A 16608-nucleotide genomic window follows, 5' to 3' on the forward strand; every position below is an offset into this window, starting at 1 on the left:
CGTATCATGTTAAGTTAGTAGCCACACTATTTAAGTAGAAGGTATTAAAGATGGGTAAACCAACCGGGTTTATGGAACTACCACGCACAGAGCGGCATTACGCCTCTCCTAGTGATCGTATCCAGCATTATCATGAATTTACGCTATCCCCCAGCGATTCCGAAGTCGCTGAACAGGGCTCAAGATGCATGGATTGCGGCATCCCTTTTTGCCATAACGGCTGCCCTGTCAATAACATCATCCCGGATTGGAATGACGGTGTTTATCGAGGCGATTGGCAGCAGGCGCTGGATGTTTTACACAGCACCAACAATTTCCCCGAGTTTACCGGACGCATTTGTCCTGCGCCCTGCGAAGCGGCCTGCACACTCAATCTGCAAGATCAGCCGGTGACCATTAAATCGATAGAATGCGCGATTATCGACAAAGGCTGGGAAATGGGCTGGGTAAAACCGCAAATCCCGGAACTTCGCACCGGCAAGCGCGTTGCGGTAATAGGTTCGGGGCCTTCAGGATTGGCCTGCGCCCAGCAGCTGGCGCGCGCCGGACACGAAGTCACGGTCTATGAGAAGAATGACCGTATCGGCGGCCTGTTACGCTACGGCATTCCCGACTTCAAGATGGAAAAGCACTTGATTGACCGGCGCATTGCGCAAATGCAGGCGGAAGGCGTCAGCTTCAGGCCCAACAGCCATATCGGCAAAGACATTTCCGCGCAAAAACTGCTCGCCGAATACGATGCCGTGGTTTTAGCGGTAGGTTCTGAAAAGCCGCGCGACCTGGAAGTTCCCGGACGTAACGACTATAAAGGCGTTTATTATGCGATGGACTTTTTGCGCCAGCAAAACAAGCGCAACGCGGGCGACGCCATAGCCGAAGAGGATGCGATTACCGCGACCGACAAACATGTCGTCGTGATCGGCGGCGGCGATACCGGTTCCGATTGCATAGGCACGTCAATCCGCCAAGGCGCAGCATCCGTGGTGCAACTCGAAATCCTGCCGCAACCGCCTGAAAAAGAGAACAAATTGCTGACTTGGCCGCTGTGGCCCAACAAGTTGCGCACCACGTCTTCGCACGATGAAGGCATCAAAAAGCGTTACTTTAGCGTCAACACCCAAAGCGTTACCGGCAAAGACGGCAAAATAACCCACTTGAACGCGGTTGAAGTGGAATGGAAGCAAGAAGGCGGACAATGGAAAATGAGCGAGAAGCCGGATAGCGCATTCACGCTGGAAGCGGACATCGTGTTTTTAGCGATGGGCTTTGTTCACCCGGTACACGAAGGCTTGCTAAAAGAGCTGGGCGTTGAACTTGAGCGCAATAACATCAAAGCCACCGATAAACAATACCGTACTTCGGTCGACAAAGTGTTTGCCGCCGGAGATGGACGGCGCGGTCAATCGCTGGTGGTCTGGGCGATACGCGAAGGCAGGCAAGCCGCCCGAGCGGTCGATGAGTTCCTGATGGGCACATCGGAACTGCCGAGATAATGCTGTTAGGGCGGCTTTAGCCGCCCTTTGAACACAAAACTGTGCGCATTCTTAGATCGAAGATGCGCACAAGCATATCCTCCTCAAGATAAAAACGTTCTAAAGCGCTTTTGATTTCCTCTTTCCGCACCGTTTACATTGATAAACAGTGATCAACTTACCCTGTTTCACATCAAACTGCTTTTCGTTTAAGACTTCCCATTTATGAAAGCCGCTGCTGCATAGGGTATTGCCCTTATGCAGCTGAGATGGTTTGGGTCGTTTAAATGGAACCACGTCGCCCATGATTTTCCTCCAAGCGGAATAAACAAGCTTCCACAAGAAACCAGTGGCATGCAATCGGTTTTAATGCCAATAACAGACAAGCAAAGCGCAGTCCCAAATGAATGCACTTAATGCCTGACCCAAGACATCACTTTTTAACGATGGTATTCCAGGCCGCAAGCCAAGCTTGAGATTGATAAAAATCGGCTTTCCGGTCAAAAAAACCGGTCAACACCAGTCGCAGGGTATTATCAATAATACCGAAGAAATGAGCATAGCCTAGCTGAGGGGTGATATTACGAAGTTCTCCCGTCTTGATGCCTGCCTCAATGATCCTGATGATTTTTATAAAGGCGGCGGCTTCGTGCAACGGCTTCGCTTCCGGTAAAAATTCATCGGTTTTTACAATCAACAGAAACCGCATCACATCCGGCGCTTCGTCGGTTAACCTGAATAATAAGTCGACTATGCTTCGCAATTGCTCGGATGGCTTTTCATTCTTGCGCCTTATGTCATCGATAGAGATGTTTAAACTGTCGAGAATATTCGCCCGTAACTGCGCGGCAATTATTTGTTTGCTCTTGAAGTGCCGATAGATTGTGCCGACATCTTCTAGGCCGGCCGCCTCTTTAATATCGATTAGCGATGTATTGAAATAACCTTTTCCGGTAAACAATTGCAATGCCGCCAGCAATATTTCATCCTGCACTTCAGATTTTGTCTGAATGTCTTCTATTTCCTGATCCATGTTCTTCTTTAACAGCTGATTCAATGCGCTGTATTATGTGTTAGTAAAAAGCCAAGCGGTCTATAAGCCATAGACCCCATTTTATTTGGACAACACCGCCAGTGCCGCCCTTAAGTAATTAACCATCGACCATAAGGTCAATATGGCCGCAACATACAACAAACCGTAGCCGCAATAATTAACGGGCAAGCCCAGAATATCCTCGCGATATAACAACATGCCGATCGCCAGCATTTGTGCGGTGGTTTTCCATTTACCCAATTGAGAAACCTTAACCTTCGCCCTCTGGCCGATCTCCGCCATCCATTCCCGTAGCGATGCAATCGTTATTTCCCTGCCGATAATAACCGCGGCAGGAACAGCCAGATACGGACTGCCCTGTTGCTGGACGATCAGCACCAAAACCATAGCCACCATCAATTTATCCGCAACCGGATCCAAGAAAGCTCCAAAAGGCGTTTCCAGGCTCATTTTTCTGGCAAGATAGCCGTCCAACCAGTCGGTAAAACCCGCAATAATAAAAATCAGCGTACAGGCGAGATTCGAATATTCCCAAGGCAGGTAGAAAACCACTGTTATCAGCGGAATCAACCCGATCCTTAACAGCGTCAGATTGGTCGGTAAGTTAAATTCAATGGTCATCTTGATGATGAAATAGTTCGTAAATCCGTTGCGCCAGTTGACGGCTTATGCCGTCCACACTGCAAAGTGCATCCACGCCAGCCTGTGAAATACCTTGCAGCCCCCCAAATTGTTTCAATAAAATCTGCCGCCGTTTAGGCCCCAATCCCGGAATCGCTTCCATAGACGATTGTTTTTTGGCCTTGCCCCGGCGCTGCCTGTGTCCTGTTATCGCAAACCGGTGCGCTTCATCGCGTATATGCTGAATCAACAACAAACCGCTGGCTCCCGGTTTTATATCTATCGGCTGATCCTGATCCACCAGTATCAGCTTCTCCATGCCGGGTTTCCTGTCCGGCCCCTTGGAAACGCCGACTATCATAACATTGTTTATGTCTAATTCCGCCAGTGCCTTTTGCGCTTCATGCACCTGGCCTTTGCCGCCGTCGATCAGCAATATATCCGGTGCGGTATGTTCGCCTTGTTTCAATCGTTTAAAACGCCTGAACACCGCCTGATGTATGGCCGCATAATCATCGCCGCCGGTGATGCCTTCGATATTAAACCGGCGATAAGCCGATTTTACCGGCCCCTCACGATCGAAAACAACGCAGGAGGCAACCGTTTGATCGCCTTGGGTATGACTGATGTCAAAGCATTCCAGACGTTTCGGCAGTTCCTTGCAACCCAATTCTTCCTGCAAACTGAGGAACCGGGCATAAAGCCCCTGTTTATCGGACAACTTGCTCAGCAACGAATTTTCGGCGTTGGTGCAGGCCATTTGCAGCCATTTCAAGCGCTCGCCCCTGACGTTGTGGGCAATAGCCACCACATGCTTTGCCTGGGCCGCCAGCACCTCCATCAACAATTCGGCTTCTTCCGGCTGATGGCTGACGATCAATTCATGAGGCGCCTGTTTATCCAGATAATATTGTGGAATAAACGCCTGAACGATAGCCGCCGGATCGTGCTCGTCGGTTATCTTGGGAAAGAACACCTTGTTACCCAAATGCTGGCCGTTACGGATAAAGAACACCTGTACGCAGGCCACACCGGCCTTGGTCGCGCAGGCGATAATATCGACATCGCCGCGCTCGCCGTGAACAAAGTGCTTTTCCAGCACCGAGCGCAATTTCAAGATCTGATCCCTGAAACCTGCGGCCTGCTCATATTCAAGATTAGCCGCCGCCTGCTCCATCTTGGCAATCAACCGGTCGATCAGCAGGCCGCCCTTGCCTTCCAGAAACAGCACCGTGCTGTCAACATCCTGCGCATAGGCGGCCTTGTCGATCAGGCCGACGCACGGCGCAGTGCAGCGCTCTATCTGGTGCTGCAAACAGGGCCGGGAACGGTTGTTGTAGATGGAATCATCGCACTGCCTGATCGGAAAAATCCGTTGCAGCAGCTTGAGACTTTCCCTGATCGCACCGATGCCCGGATAAGGGCCGAAATACTTGCCCTTACGTTTTTTTGCGCCGCGATGCAGCGTGATCTGGGGGAAATCATGCTCGCTGGACAGAAAGATATAGGGATAGGATTTGTCGTCCCTCAAGCAGATATTGTAGCGGGGTTTATGGCGCTTGATCTGCTGGCATTCCAGCAATAACGCCTCGCCCTCGGTATGTGTGACCGTGACTTCAATATTCGCAATCTTGGCGACCATCGCCTGTTGCTTGGCCCCGGCGGTTTGCTTTTTAAAATAACTGGAAACGCGGTTTTTAAGATTCTTGGCCTTACCGATATAAATAATCTCGCCCCGATCATTCAGCATCTTGTAAATGCCGGGGCGAGTGGTCAGGTTTTTTAAAAACGCTTTTACGTCAAAACTGTTTTCTGGTAACTCGGGGCTCACACTTTATCCTAGTAACATTGTGCGTGGATTTTAACAGCAACAAGGCCCGCTATCCGCTTTATGCGCCGAGCCTTTGGTTTCTGAAACGGGTCTTAACGCACCCGGCGCATGACACCAGTTTTGCGGCGTTTTTTCCTGTGCCGGAGCGATGCCGATAAACTGGTCGGCATAAGCGGCGCCGGTCAGTAAGTTATAACTGCGCTCGCACACCGCGATTCGCTGGCCGCGCATGAAAACATGGCCTTCGTCATCATAGACCTTCGCAAAAGGCCCCCGGTAAATCACCGCATGGCCTTTATCCAGACACGGTTCATCATGGGGTTTTATTGCGGTAATAGTCACGGCTCGAAATTCGATGCCTTCAACCACCTGCCAGGGTTGGCCCTCCCATTTATCGAAGCCGACCGCAACAAAACCTGCGGCTATAAAAGCCTGCAAAAACTCATGCTCCTGCAAAGCGCCCGAAATACAGCCGCTCCACAGATCTTTTAAATGCTGCGGCACCGGCTCGTCGCTGACGATATCGGAAATAGCAACGCGCCCGCCCGGCTTGACAACCCGGAAGATTTCCCGGATCAACTGCCCCTTGTCGCTGTCATGCACCAGGTTCAGCACGCAATTGGACACCACCAAATCGACGCTGTTGTCCTTGATTAACGGCTGCTCTTTACGCTGTTGTTCCTGCCAGGCGCGCAAGGCAATCACGTCTTCGGCGCGGTGTACCGGGTGTTCGGCCAAATGCCGGTTCATCGCGGCCAAATCCAGGGCCAAATCCTGAATCTGCCCCTTCACAAACTCCACCCGATCCGAGCCTAGTTTTTCAGCCATTTCCGGCTGATATTTTCTGGCCAGCGCGAGCATGTCGTCATTCATATCGACACCGATAACCTTGCCGGTGCTGCCTACCAATTGCGCGGCCATGTAGCAGATTTTGCCCGATCCCGAGCCCAAATCCAGCACCACATCGCCGCTTTGCACATAGCGGGACGGATCGCCGCAGCCGTAATCCTTGTCGATAATTTCCTGCGGCAGTAAGGCCAGCAACTTGCGGTCATAATCGACCGGGCAACATAAGTCCGCTTGTATCGATTCCGCGCCTTGCGAATAACGCTCTAAAACTCCGGTTTCTATAGTCATGTGGCCTCCAATGGTTAGAAAAAGCTTTCACCACGAAGACACGAAGGACACGAAGTTTTATGTTTTTTTCTTCGTGCTCTCCGTGTCTCGGCAATTGCTCCTGCATTGCTCTACCTCCTGCATCCATGCAGTCGTTCGTGGTAAAAAAAATACCTTATAAAATTAGTTGATTGCGCCCCCGCAACTGCTGCCTTGCCCTGCCGTGCAGCCATAACAATGTTGCATTGTAGCAATGGTTTTACCTGTTAATTCCGCCACCTGAGCCAGGTGTGTTTTTTGCTTACCGCCTAACGGAAGTTGCAGCATTTGATTAAAGTCGCAATCATAAACAAAGCCTTGCCAATCCACGCTCAAGGTATTCTTGCACATAAGCTTATCCAGATTGGGCGCATGAAAATTATTCTTGAGCAACTGCATATACTCATCAAACCGGCCGGTGCTGAGCAAAACGCCGCCAAAACGTTGTATCGGCAAGTTGGTCATCGCAAACAAATGATCAAACACGATGCCGTAATGCTCGTTCAGATGTTGTGTGTAAGCAAGCTCTAACGCCTGCTGTTCAGGCGGCAAGGTTGCGCCTTGCGGATTGAAAACCAGGTTTAAGTGCAGTCCTGTATCGGCTTTACCGTAACCCAGTTCGTTCAGCAGTTGCAAAGCCTTGATGCTGGCATTGAACGTGCCTTTGCCGCGCTGTTTATCGACGTTTTCTTTAAGATAACACGGCAATGATGCAACGATTTCAACTTGGTTTTCCGCCAGGAAACCAGCCATGTCCTCAAACCCTTTTTCCAACAGGATAACCAGATTGCAACGGTCGATAACCTTTAAACCTCGATCCCGTGCCTGGGTCACCAGATAGCGAAAATGCGGATTCATTTCCGGCGCTCCGCCGGTTAAGTCCAGCGTATGCAGCGCATGCTTATCGATAAAAGCCAGGACCTGCTCGATGGTGGCTTTATCCATTAACTCGGTGCGTTTAGGCCCGGCATTGACGTGGCAATGGCTGCAACTCAGGTTACATAAATAACCTAAGTTGACTTGCAGAATTTCCAATTTGTTGCGCGTAATAGCAGGAAAATCGGAGTCTTTCAGATAGGGTAGCGAATCGATCACATTAAAATCCTGTAAGAGATTTTCACCTCGAACGACATGGACAGATATTTGCTCCTGCAATATCTGCATTCCCCACATCCCTGTGGGTTATGCAGAAGGTAGAGCAACGCATGGAGCAGTTGCCGAGACACGAAGAAATAAAACTTCGTGTCCTTCGTGTCTTCGTGGTGCATTTATACAAGCCTTACATCAAGCTATATCCGCCAAATTCCCCTTGGTTTCCAGCCAAACTTTCCGGTCTTGCGAGCGCTTTTTAGCCAGCAATAAATCCAGCCGGCCGTTGGTGTCATCGCCTTCGGTTACCGTTAACTGCACCAGCCTGCGGGTATCGGGATTCATCGTGGTTTCCCGAAGCTGGCTGGGGTTCATCTCGCCCAAGCCTTTAAACCGCTGTACGTTGATCTGGCCTTTGAGTTTTTCAGCGGCGATCCGATCCAGCACGCCCAATCTTTCGGCTTCGTCCAGTGCATAAAACACCCTTTTGCCGACATCGATCCGGTACAACGGCGGCATCGCGACAAAGACATGCCCGGCTTCCACCAGCGATTTGAAATGTTGGTAAAACAATGCGCAGATCAAAGTCGCGATATGGTTGCCGTCAGAATCGGCATCGGCCAGGATGCACACCTTGCCGTAGCGCAGGTTCTGCAAATCCGAAGATCCCGGCTCTATGCCTAAAGCCACAGCAATATCATGGACTTCCTGCGACGCCATCACCTGGTTCGATTCAACTTCCCAGGTGTTCAAAATCTTGCCGCGCAACGGCATGATCGCCTGAAAATCACGTTCCCGCGCCTGTTTTGCCGAACCGCCGGCCGAGTCTCCTTCGACCAGGAACAATTCGGTACGGGCTATATCCTGCGCCGAACAGTCGGCCAGTTTGCCCGGCAATGCGGGACCTGAAGTGATTTTTTTGCGGATGATTTTTTTATTGGAGCGCAGCCGCTTTTGCGCGCTGGAAATAATGATTTCGGCGATTTTCTCGCCTTCGGCAGGATTCTGGTTCAGCCATAAACTAAAACTGTCTTTCGCCACGCCGGACACAAACGCCACGCATTCGCGGGAGCTGAGTCGTTCCTTGGTTTGCCCGGAAAACTGCGGATCTTCCAGTTTTACCGACAACACAAAATGGCAGTTTTCCCAGACATCTTCCGGCGCGACTTTAACGCCGCGCGGCAGGATATTCCTGATGTCGCAAAACTCGCGCATCGCTTCGGTCAGACCTGCGCGCAAGCCGTTGACATGGGTTCCGCCTTGCGCGGTCGGCACCAGATTAACGTAACTTTCGGCCAGTACTTCCGCCGGATTTTCAATCGCCCAAACGATGCCCCATTCGACGGCTTCATGATTAGCGGCCATGCTGCCCATAAACGGCTGTTCCGGGCTATAGTCAATATCGCCGATGCGGTCGAGCAAATATTCCTTCAGGCCGTCCTGATAACACCAAAAATACTCTTCATCGGTTTGATCGATTTTTAAGGATATTTTTAAGCCCGGACATAAAACCGCCTTGGCGCGCAACACGTGCTTAAGCTTTAAGACCGATACCTTATTGGAATCGAAATATTTTTCATTCGGCCAGAACCGGACGGTCGTGCCGGTATTATTCTTGCCGACCGTACCGGTCTCGGTCAGTTCGGTTTGTTTTTCGCCGTCGGCATATTCCATTTGATAAATCTTGCCGTTCCTTTTGACTTCTATTTCCAGCTTTGCCGACAAGGCGTTGACGACAGAGACGCCGACGCCATGTAAGCCGCCGGAGAACTGGTAGTTCTTATTGGAGAATTTTCCGCCCGCATGCAGCTGGGTCAAAATCACCTCGACGCCGGGAATACCCTGCTCGGGATGAATATCGACCGGCATCCCCCGGCCATTATCGCTGACCAGTACCGAGCCGTCCTTATACAAGACCACATCGATACTCGTCGCATGACCCGCCATCGCCTCATCGACGCTGTTATCGACGACTTCCTGCACCAAATGGTTAGGCCTTGTGGTGTCCGTGTACATGCCGGGGCGCTTCCGCACCGGCTCCAGGCCGCTTAAAACTTCGATTGCCGCCGCGTTATATTCGTTACTCATACTTCCTAATCACTCAAAATTCAATTTCATATATAATGCAAAGGTTCAGCTATACATCGTATCATTAAACATATTTTTATCTCATGCCGAAAAAGAAAACCCCGACTTTATTCGAAGATTCACTCGCCGAACTTGAGCAGTTGGTTAACCAGCTTGAACAAGGCGATATTTCGCTGGAAGAATCGTTAAAGTCATTTGAGCGCGGCGTTAACCTGACCCGCACCTGTCAAAAAGCCCTGCAAGAGGCCGAACAGAAAGTTCAAATCCTGATTGAAAAAAACGGCACTCAAACCCTGGAGCCCTTTACCGATGAGTAATGCGTTAAAAGAATATCTTGATTTTTGTCAAAACCGTGTAGAAAGAGCTTTGGACGCCCGTCTTCCCGGCGAAAACATACTGCCGCAAAAACTGCACCAGGCAATGCGCTACAGTACATTGGATGGCGGCAAGCGGATGCGCCCGATGCTGACCTATTGCACCGGCAAAACCCTGGGCATTGCCCCGGAAGCATTGGATGGCCCGGCTTGCGCGGTTGAATTCATACACGTTTATTCTTTGATCCATGACGATCTGCCTGCGATGGACGATGACGATCTCAGACGCGGCAAAGCCACCTGCCATGTGGCTTTCGATGAAGCGACCGCTATCTTAACCGGCGACGCCTTGCAGGCTTTGGCTTTTGAAACACTGGCCAATGATCCCAGCATCACCGCAACTGCCGAAAACCGGTTGAAAATGATCAGCGTTTTAACCAAAGCCAGCGGCTCTCAAGGCATGGTCGGCGGTCAGGCGATCGATCTGCAATCCGTAGGCACCAGCCTGACCCTGCCTGAACTGGAAAACATGCATATCCATAAAACCGGCGCATTGATCCGAGCCAGCGTCAATATGGCGACGTTGGCTAAAGCCGATATAGACCCCGATGTTGCCAAGAAACTGGATAATTATGCCAAGTGCATAGGCTTATCGTTCCAGGTTAAGGACGACATACTCGACGAGGAAAGCGACACTGCGACCTTGGGCAAAACCCAGGGCAAAGACAAGGACAACAACAAACCCACCTACCCTGCTCTTTTAGGCATGGACGGAGCCAAACAAAAAGCGCAGGAGCTGCATGAACTAGCGCTGGACAACCTGAGTATTTTTGGCAGCGAAGCCGATTTATTACGCGACTTATCGCTGTATATTATTCAACGGGATCACTAGAACTAAAGGATTTTCACCACGAAGACACGAAGACAATATTCAGTACATTAAAAACTTCGTGTCCTTCTTATCTTCGTGTTTATTAATTATCAAGTCCCGCCTAATAAATTTTCTGCATCTCTTTAAAAAAAACCTAACTGCCGATAACAAGTTAAGGGAAAGGAGTTGCCGGTTTATTGTCATCCCTCCCAAAAAGCAACGCATTAAGATACGCTAGTGCAATGTATTACAAAAATATTTTGAAAACGGCATTTTTTTTGCTTAGTGCATAATGAATTTAGTTTAGCTATTTTTTAGGAGTACGACCATGACAACGCAAAACACAAATACAGTAGATTCATCCTGGACAATGTTTATCGAAATTTTAAGTGATGAATTTGCCGCGAAAACCGGATTTGGGGTATATGCCCATATCACGCCGGTGGATGCTGATCAGGCTTACCAACAATATCAACTACGCAACGCGCCGATGCGGCTATTCGTTCGCGAGTATGTCCGGCGTTATGCTTAAGCCAAGCTCTAATTCCTTTGCGCTCGGCAAGTTTTGTCCGGCGCAAAGGGTTGGCGTTGGCGACTACGATCAAAGCGGATACAACAACCCTGCCGCTACCGGGATGCTGGCAGCCGATTTATCTGATAATACCAAGCTGGGCTAGAAATTTTTCAGCTTCCATATAGCCGATAACCCGGTATGACTCGCGTTCTCGCTGATCAGGTCCGAAAAAAAGTATCGCAGGCGGGCCGGGCAGATTAAATTTTTTCAGCAACGCCTGATCGGTCTGTAAGTTTTGCGTAACATCAGCCTGTACCAACACAACAGACGATAAAGTTTCCTTAACCTTGGGATTGGAAAACGTATAAAGCTCCATTTCCTTGCATAAGGCGCACCAGTCGGCATAAAAATCCAGCATGACCCAACGCCCTTGCGCATGAGCTTCAGCCAGCATTTGCTGCAACTCGTCGGCTGATTTGATCTGTTGAAACGGGAGCTTCGGCTGCTCTGCGCAGACGATTGCCGCAACACATAAAAGCTGCATGGCGTCGCGTTGCCGATGCGTGGCAATCCCTACCAGCAAAAAGATCGCGTATGTCAATACCACCAGCCCGGCGCCTTTCCAGAGCTTCTTCCAACCCAGATACATCAGCGGAATAATCAGCAGAGCCAGCCAAAGCGATTGGGTAACCACCTCCGGCATGACACGTCCCAATAGCCAGATCGCGACGGCCAACAGCCCTACCCCAAAAACAGCTTTCGTGACATTCATCCAGACACCGGTTTTGGGTAACAGTTTTCCGGCGGAAGTCCCGATAATAAGCAGCGGCAGCCCCATACCTATCCCCAATGAGAACAGCGCCAATCCTCCCAACATCGCGTCGCCGGTTTGTCCGATGTAAATCAGCGCACCCGCTAACGGCGCCGTAATGCATGGCCCGACAGCCAATGCCGAAAGCATACCCATAACCGCCGCACCCAACAGATTTCCGCCCCGTTGCTTGGCGCTGATAGTCACGATTCTTGATTGAACAAAGGCAGGCATTTGCAGATGAAAAACTCCAAACATCGAACAGGCCAACAAAACAAAAATCCCGCTGAACGCAATAATGGCCCAAGGCTCCTGGAAAAAAGCTTGCAGGTTGCTGCCGAAAAGTCCCGCTAATACGCCGAAAATCGTATAAGTCACAGCTGAAGCAAATACATAAGCCAGAGACAGCACAAAGGCACTTCGCGTCGTCAGTCGCGCCCCCTGACCGACGATGATACCGGAAAGAATCGGAATCATTGGAAACACGCACGGCGTAAACGCCAGCAACAAACCAAATCCGAGGAAACTCAGGATAATCAGCCACAACGATCTGTCCGCCAGCGAGGCGGCGATACTGTCCTGTTCCGAGATAAACGGAGCTAAATTATCGGAACCGGAAGTCATTCCCCACCAATGGAAACTTTCATCCGCCAAATCGAAAGAAACGGTTTGTTGAACGGGCATATAACAAACGCCTGCATCCGCACAGCCCTGGAAAGTGACCTCCAATACCAGCTTGTCCTGTTTTGGGTCCTGCCGCTGAAGAGTGACTTCTACCTCTAAATGATCCCGGAAAATTTCCACGTCACCGAAGAATTTATCCTGTTTGGTATGGCCTGGTGGAAATATCTGTTCTCCCACTTTTATATCGGGAGTCAGCGAGACAAATTTGAATTTGTTGCGATACAGGTAATAACCGTTCGCAATGTCCCAGGACAGCACCAGCCTGTCCTCTTTTTTCACCTTGGATGTGAGTTGAAAAGCTTGCTCGGCCGGCAATAAATCCGCCGAGTCGACAGCGAACGCCTGACCGGCAAAGCAGAATATCAGGCAAAATAGTAATTTTAAGGTTGCAGGTTTAACCATAAGCAAGCTCTCCAACGAGTTAGATTGAAAGCAGGGGAAATTCAATGTTGTAAGGCGATGTCCAGTGAAGAATCTGCCCGGTCTATTTTTCACCACGAACGACTTGCATGGATGCAGGAGGTAGAGTAATACAGAAGCAATTGCCGAGACACGAAGGACACGAAGTTTATATTTTTTCTTCGTGCTCTTCGTGTCTTCGTGGTGAATAATTCTAGGATGTCCTATTTTTCTAACCGCTGAAAGTGGCCGATGGTCAATAATCCGGGGCGGCCCGGAAGGTCCAAATAACGGAAAGGTTACCGAAGAAGCCGTCACCCAGCTGCACCTGCTGGTACTGTCCTCTGGCGTTTGTCGCCTTCTGGGAATTTAGGTCCTCGTAAATCGGTAAACCGACCGATCCCCGCAACTTGAAGTTGCCGCCAAAGGCATTCAGGAACCGGTAGTCGGAAACGAACGCCAGATTGGTGGACGTACCTCCTGAATTGCCGATCTTGCTGCCCCGATCTTTATTTTTATCTGTGTAGCTGGCATCCATTTCGATACCGATCATCCAGTCGTAGTTTGGCGTGTAATGCAAGGCCAGGCCGGCTGTAGCAACGTCGCCGAATTCAAAATTGTCGCTATTTTCCGGGTTGACATTATAAAGGGCTGTAGCGTGTAACCAGAAATCCTTCCAGCGTTGGGAATAGAGCATCCCACCCGTGAAAGTCGCGGTACCTTTGCCGAGTTGCAGCCCCGGCGCTTGGGAAATCAAGCCGGTCGCGGCATCACGAGCGGCATTGAATTGACCGGTAGGCAAGCTGGTGCCGAGCAGGACGGTGGCGAACTGATCCCAGCGGGTGCTGCGCCATAAGTTGTAGCGCCCTTCGAGACTAATGTCGCCGAGTCCGTTGGTGTTATCGACCGTTTCCCCAAATGTTCCTGCTGTAGGTTGCAGCAGAGTATGCATCCTTTTTTCAAACCAGGGTGCGTTCATGAACAGCGCGAGATTGTCGGTCGGCGAGTAATTCACCGTCAAGGCTTGTTGCTGCACCTGCATTTCTTTCGGAGTTTTCGGCTGAGCCCTGTTGCTGCGAATATAATTATTCGGGTCTTCACCATTGGAGCCAATCTTAAGCTGGTCTTTTTGAGTATAACCGTAGACCATGCCGACGCTGAAGTTCCCTTTACCCGGCGTCACCGCGGTACGGATACGAAACGGTGCGGTTGTGCCTACCGGCGAAACATCATCGTAGGCAATGTTAAAATCGATCAGTTCGCCGCCTTCCTTGGCGGCAAACGCTTCGGCCTCCTCGCGCTTGGCGAAAGCAATGTAGTTGGGCACCATATCGGGAATCACCTTACTGCCGAGCACATAAGTAGCCGTTTGCGCATCCACCAACTCGCCTGAAACCCAATCATGCACTTTTACCGACTCAAATGCGGATATGCCGCCGGCATCCTCAACTTCCCTCAGCATACAGGCGACGCCGCAGGTATATTCCTTCTTGCCGTCCTTGTAGACCAGTTCGGCGGCGCTCTTCTGATATTCATCGATCCACATGCCGCAAACCCGGCAACTTTCACGCTTGTGCGCCTCTTCGGCCGATACAGAGGCCGACAGCAATGTAAACTGGATTAACACCAGTATGAACGCTGTTTTAATGACCGTTTTCATAAAAAACTCCTTTATTCAGAATGGTTGTAAAGCGTTTTTCAAATTCTTCGATGCCGGCTTCCCCGGTGATCTTGTCCCGGACAATACCCTCCTCGTCGATAATGAAAGTGGTCGGCAAGCCGATGACGCCGAACTGTTTGGCCACCAATCCGTATTCATCGATCAGCATCGGATAGGTCAGGTGAGCGAATTTTTTGAGTCGCTCGTCGGTTTTGTCGGTTCGGCTTTCATTAATGGCTACCGGCATAAATTCCCGGTCTTTGTACTTTTGGTAAAGAGGTTCCAGCGACAACAGAATCTCTTTGTCGCAAAAACAACAATCGACACCCCAAAAGCGCAGCAGCGCGATTTTGCCTTTAATGTCTTTAGGCAAGGACACCGATTTCCCCTGAAAGTCGGTCAGCGTGACATCAGGGATAACATCGCCGATCTGCAAGCCTGCCCGCTTATTGCAGCCGCCGAGCGCCGTAGCGATCAGCAGGGCCAGCAGCAGTAGTTTCACCGGGTTGATCATGCTCATGTCCTGCGATCCAACGATTCGATAACGGCGGGGGTTACCTCCTGAAAGCGGATGATGGATTTGCCTTTATGATCCTCCAGGAATTCCTGGGCCGCTTCCCTATCCTTGAACGGCAGCAATTCATGCCCCATCGGACCCAATACATCCGAACCGAGCACATAAAAGGCCGATTTGGCATCGATCAACTCCACTTCGTAATAATCGGTAACGTAAATATCATTGATGTTTTCCGCCGCTTTTCCGGGCGTATATTTTGCTGTGTCGAAGATATGCTTGAACATATCTTTCGCGCCGTCGTAAAAATAGTAAGAACCGTCCGTGAACATGATTTGGGCTACCCATTTCGGGTACTTGTAGACAAACATGCCGCATACCGGACAGCGGTCGGTTTTTTTGATCGTAACCGTAGGTTCGTCGCCATAGCTGATGTTGATACTGAACAGCAGAAACAGCCCCAGCATTATTTTGGGATATATCCCCGTTCCCGGCTTAGGGCGTGCAGGAACCGATTTAATAGACAACTTCATAGGCAATCACCAAACTTGAGGAAACGATTTCATAACTGACCAGCGCGGTAAACGCGGCATATAAAACGACGGAAGCCAGAGCCAGTTTGCGGATGAACCCGCCGAGCATGGCTTGCAGGCTTTCCACCTGCCGAAAGGGAAGCAGCGCGCCGACGCCGAGACCCGACACCACTGCGCCGAACAACAGCATATAAAGCAGGTAGCCGATATAGCTGTAGTCTTCCATGATGATGCAGAACGGACAGTGATGGGTCGGCAGTTCATAGATGTACAGCGAGATGAAAGATACGATGGAAACCAGCGAGACGAGAAACATCAGCAGACTCAACGCGGCATACAGATAGCCGCCTAAACCTTTTAAATAGAAAAAAATCCCGCAAAGCAGCGTACCCGACATGGCGCTGTAAAAAATCCACATCATCGGCAATGCAGGCATTGATGCAATTTCAGAACCTATGCCCGTTACCCGCTCGCTGCTGAACAAACTGCCGCAACAGGAGGTAATCACATCGGCCTCCATGTTCAAAAAATAGGCGCTTTCCAGTATCGTCTCCAGGATAATAAAGGGCGCGATGAACGCCAGCAGCAGGTATTTCTTCTTGATCAGCGGATAATCGTAACCCTGGTTATCGGCATAATTCAAAACCAGCCAGAGGCCCGCCAGAATAAAGCTGAAAATCTTCAGCACCAGCGTCGGATAGCCGAAACCGTCGACGTTTAAGGTGCCGGCGGCGCACATTGCGCCGACGAACAGCGGGGTCAGGCTGTCGGCGGTAAATATGTACAAAAACAGCGACAGCAGTTGCAGGCCGAAAACATACGAGAGCAGCGTCGAAATCAGGTAGGTTTTGCGCTCCAGCACCAACTGCAATTCGTGGCCGCTCTGTATATCCCAATGTCTTAGGATTTGCACGCCGTAAAACACCGCATACAAAACCATACCGCTGCCTATATAGGCGGCCAGCAGATTGGCGATAACAGTGGGATGCAGAATCACA

15 protein-coding genes are annotated in these 16608 nt (G+C 50.4%); 4 read left to right on the forward strand and 11 right to left on the reverse strand.

Going from position 1 to position 16608, the window contains the following annotated elements:
* The first annotated feature begins 50 nt into the window (after positions 1-50).
* On the forward strand, positions 51-1493 hold the full coding sequence (locus tag V3O24_RS12485; RefSeq protein WP_331307471.1) for a glutamate synthase subunit beta: 1443 nt from the start codon (positions 51-53) through the stop codon (positions 1491-1493).
* A 412-nt stretch (positions 1494-1905) separates the two neighbouring features.
* Here V3O24_RS12485 and V3O24_RS12490 read toward each other — a convergent pair whose 3' ends face one another.
* The 6 genes from V3O24_RS12490 to parE form a co-directional block, all read right to left on the reverse strand.
* Positions 1906-2505, reverse strand: a complete 600-nt coding sequence (locus tag V3O24_RS12490) for a TetR/AcrR family transcriptional regulator (protein WP_331307473.1) — start codon at positions 2503-2505, stop codon at positions 1906-1908.
* Positions 2506-2586: 81 nt separating this feature from the next.
* Positions 2587-3147, reverse strand: coding sequence for a CDP-diacylglycerol--glycerol-3-phosphate 3-phosphatidyltransferase (gene pgsA, locus V3O24_RS12495; RefSeq protein ID WP_331307474.1), 561 nt, complete (start codon positions 3145-3147; stop codon positions 2587-2589).
* The gene (uvrC, locus tag V3O24_RS12500; protein ID WP_331307475.1) at positions 3137-4978 is read right to left on the reverse strand and encodes an excinuclease ABC subunit UvrC; all 1842 of its coding nucleotides are present in this window, start codon (positions 4976-4978) and stop codon (positions 3137-3139) included. Before uvrC ends, pgsA begins: the two co-directional genes overlap by 11 nt.
* A gap of 30 nt (positions 4979-5008) precedes the next feature.
* Positions 5009-6115, reverse strand: a complete 1107-nt coding sequence (locus V3O24_RS12505; RefSeq protein ID WP_331307476.1) for a methyltransferase domain-containing protein — start codon at positions 6113-6115, stop codon at positions 5009-5011.
* 162 nt (positions 6116-6277) lie between these two features.
* Positions 6278-7228 carry an arsenosugar biosynthesis radical SAM (seleno)protein ArsS gene (gene arsS, locus V3O24_RS12510; protein ID WP_331307520.1) on the reverse strand — a complete coding sequence of 317 codons (951 nt, stop codon included), beginning with the start codon at positions 7226-7228 and terminating at the stop codon, positions 6278-6280.
* 189 nt (positions 7229-7417) lie between these two features.
* Entirely contained in the window at positions 7418-9310 is a 1893-nt protein-coding gene (gene parE, locus V3O24_RS12515; protein WP_331307477.1) for a DNA topoisomerase IV subunit B, read from the reverse strand.
* A gap of 83 nt (positions 9311-9393) precedes the next feature.
* Here parE and V3O24_RS12520 point away from each other — a divergent pair, with 83 nt between their 5' ends.
* From V3O24_RS12520 to V3O24_RS12530, 3 genes are all read left to right on the forward strand, one after another.
* Positions 9394-9627: an exodeoxyribonuclease VII small subunit gene (locus V3O24_RS12520; protein ID WP_104424381.1), complete on the forward strand. Its 234-nt coding sequence runs from the start codon at positions 9394-9396 to the stop codon at positions 9625-9627.
* On the forward strand, positions 9620-10516 hold the full coding sequence (ispA, locus tag V3O24_RS12525) for a (2E,6E)-farnesyl diphosphate synthase (RefSeq protein ID WP_331307478.1): 897 nt from the start codon (positions 9620-9622) through the stop codon (positions 10514-10516). The genes V3O24_RS12520 and ispA overlap by 8 nt, the downstream gene beginning before the upstream one ends.
* Positions 10517-10823: 307 nt before the next feature.
* Positions 10824-11027, forward strand: a complete 204-nt coding sequence (locus V3O24_RS12530) for a hypothetical protein (RefSeq protein ID WP_104424383.1) — start codon at positions 10824-10826, stop codon at positions 11025-11027.
* Positions 11028-11145: 118 nt separating this feature from the next.
* Here the strand turns inward: V3O24_RS12530 and dsbD are convergent, their stop codons facing one another.
* From dsbD to V3O24_RS12555, 5 genes are all read right to left on the reverse strand, one after another.
* Positions 11146-12906 (reverse strand): protein-disulfide reductase DsbD, encoded by a 1761-nt coding sequence (gene dsbD / locus V3O24_RS12535; protein WP_331307480.1) that lies wholly within the window; start codon positions 12904-12906, stop codon positions 11146-11148.
* A gap of 253 nt (positions 12907-13159) precedes the next feature.
* A complete protein-coding gene (locus tag V3O24_RS12540) occupies positions 13160-14563 on the reverse strand; it encodes a nitrous oxide reductase accessory protein NosL (protein ID WP_331307481.1) in 1404 nt (467 codons plus the stop codon).
* A complete protein-coding gene (locus V3O24_RS12545; RefSeq protein WP_331307482.1) occupies positions 14547-15083 on the reverse strand; it encodes a TlpA disulfide reductase family protein in 537 nt (178 codons plus the stop codon). Before V3O24_RS12545 ends, V3O24_RS12540 begins: the two co-directional genes overlap by 17 nt.
* Positions 15080-15610: a nitrous oxide reductase accessory protein NosL gene (locus tag V3O24_RS12550; RefSeq protein ID WP_331307483.1), complete on the reverse strand. Its 531-nt coding sequence runs from the start codon at positions 15608-15610 to the stop codon at positions 15080-15082. The genes V3O24_RS12545 and V3O24_RS12550 overlap by 4 nt, the downstream gene beginning before the upstream one ends.
* Positions 15594-16607 carry a hypothetical protein gene (locus V3O24_RS12555; RefSeq protein ID WP_331307484.1) on the reverse strand — a complete coding sequence of 338 codons (1014 nt, stop codon included), beginning with the start codon at positions 16605-16607 and terminating at the stop codon, positions 15594-15596. Before V3O24_RS12555 ends, V3O24_RS12550 begins: the two co-directional genes overlap by 17 nt.
* Between the last annotated feature and the right edge of the window lies 1 nt (position 16608).

The organism is Methylobacter sp. Wu8 (assembly GCF_036440755.1).
GTDB lineage: Bacteria > Pseudomonadota > Gammaproteobacteria > Methylococcales > Methylomonadaceae > Methylobacter_A > Methylobacter_A tundripaludum_A.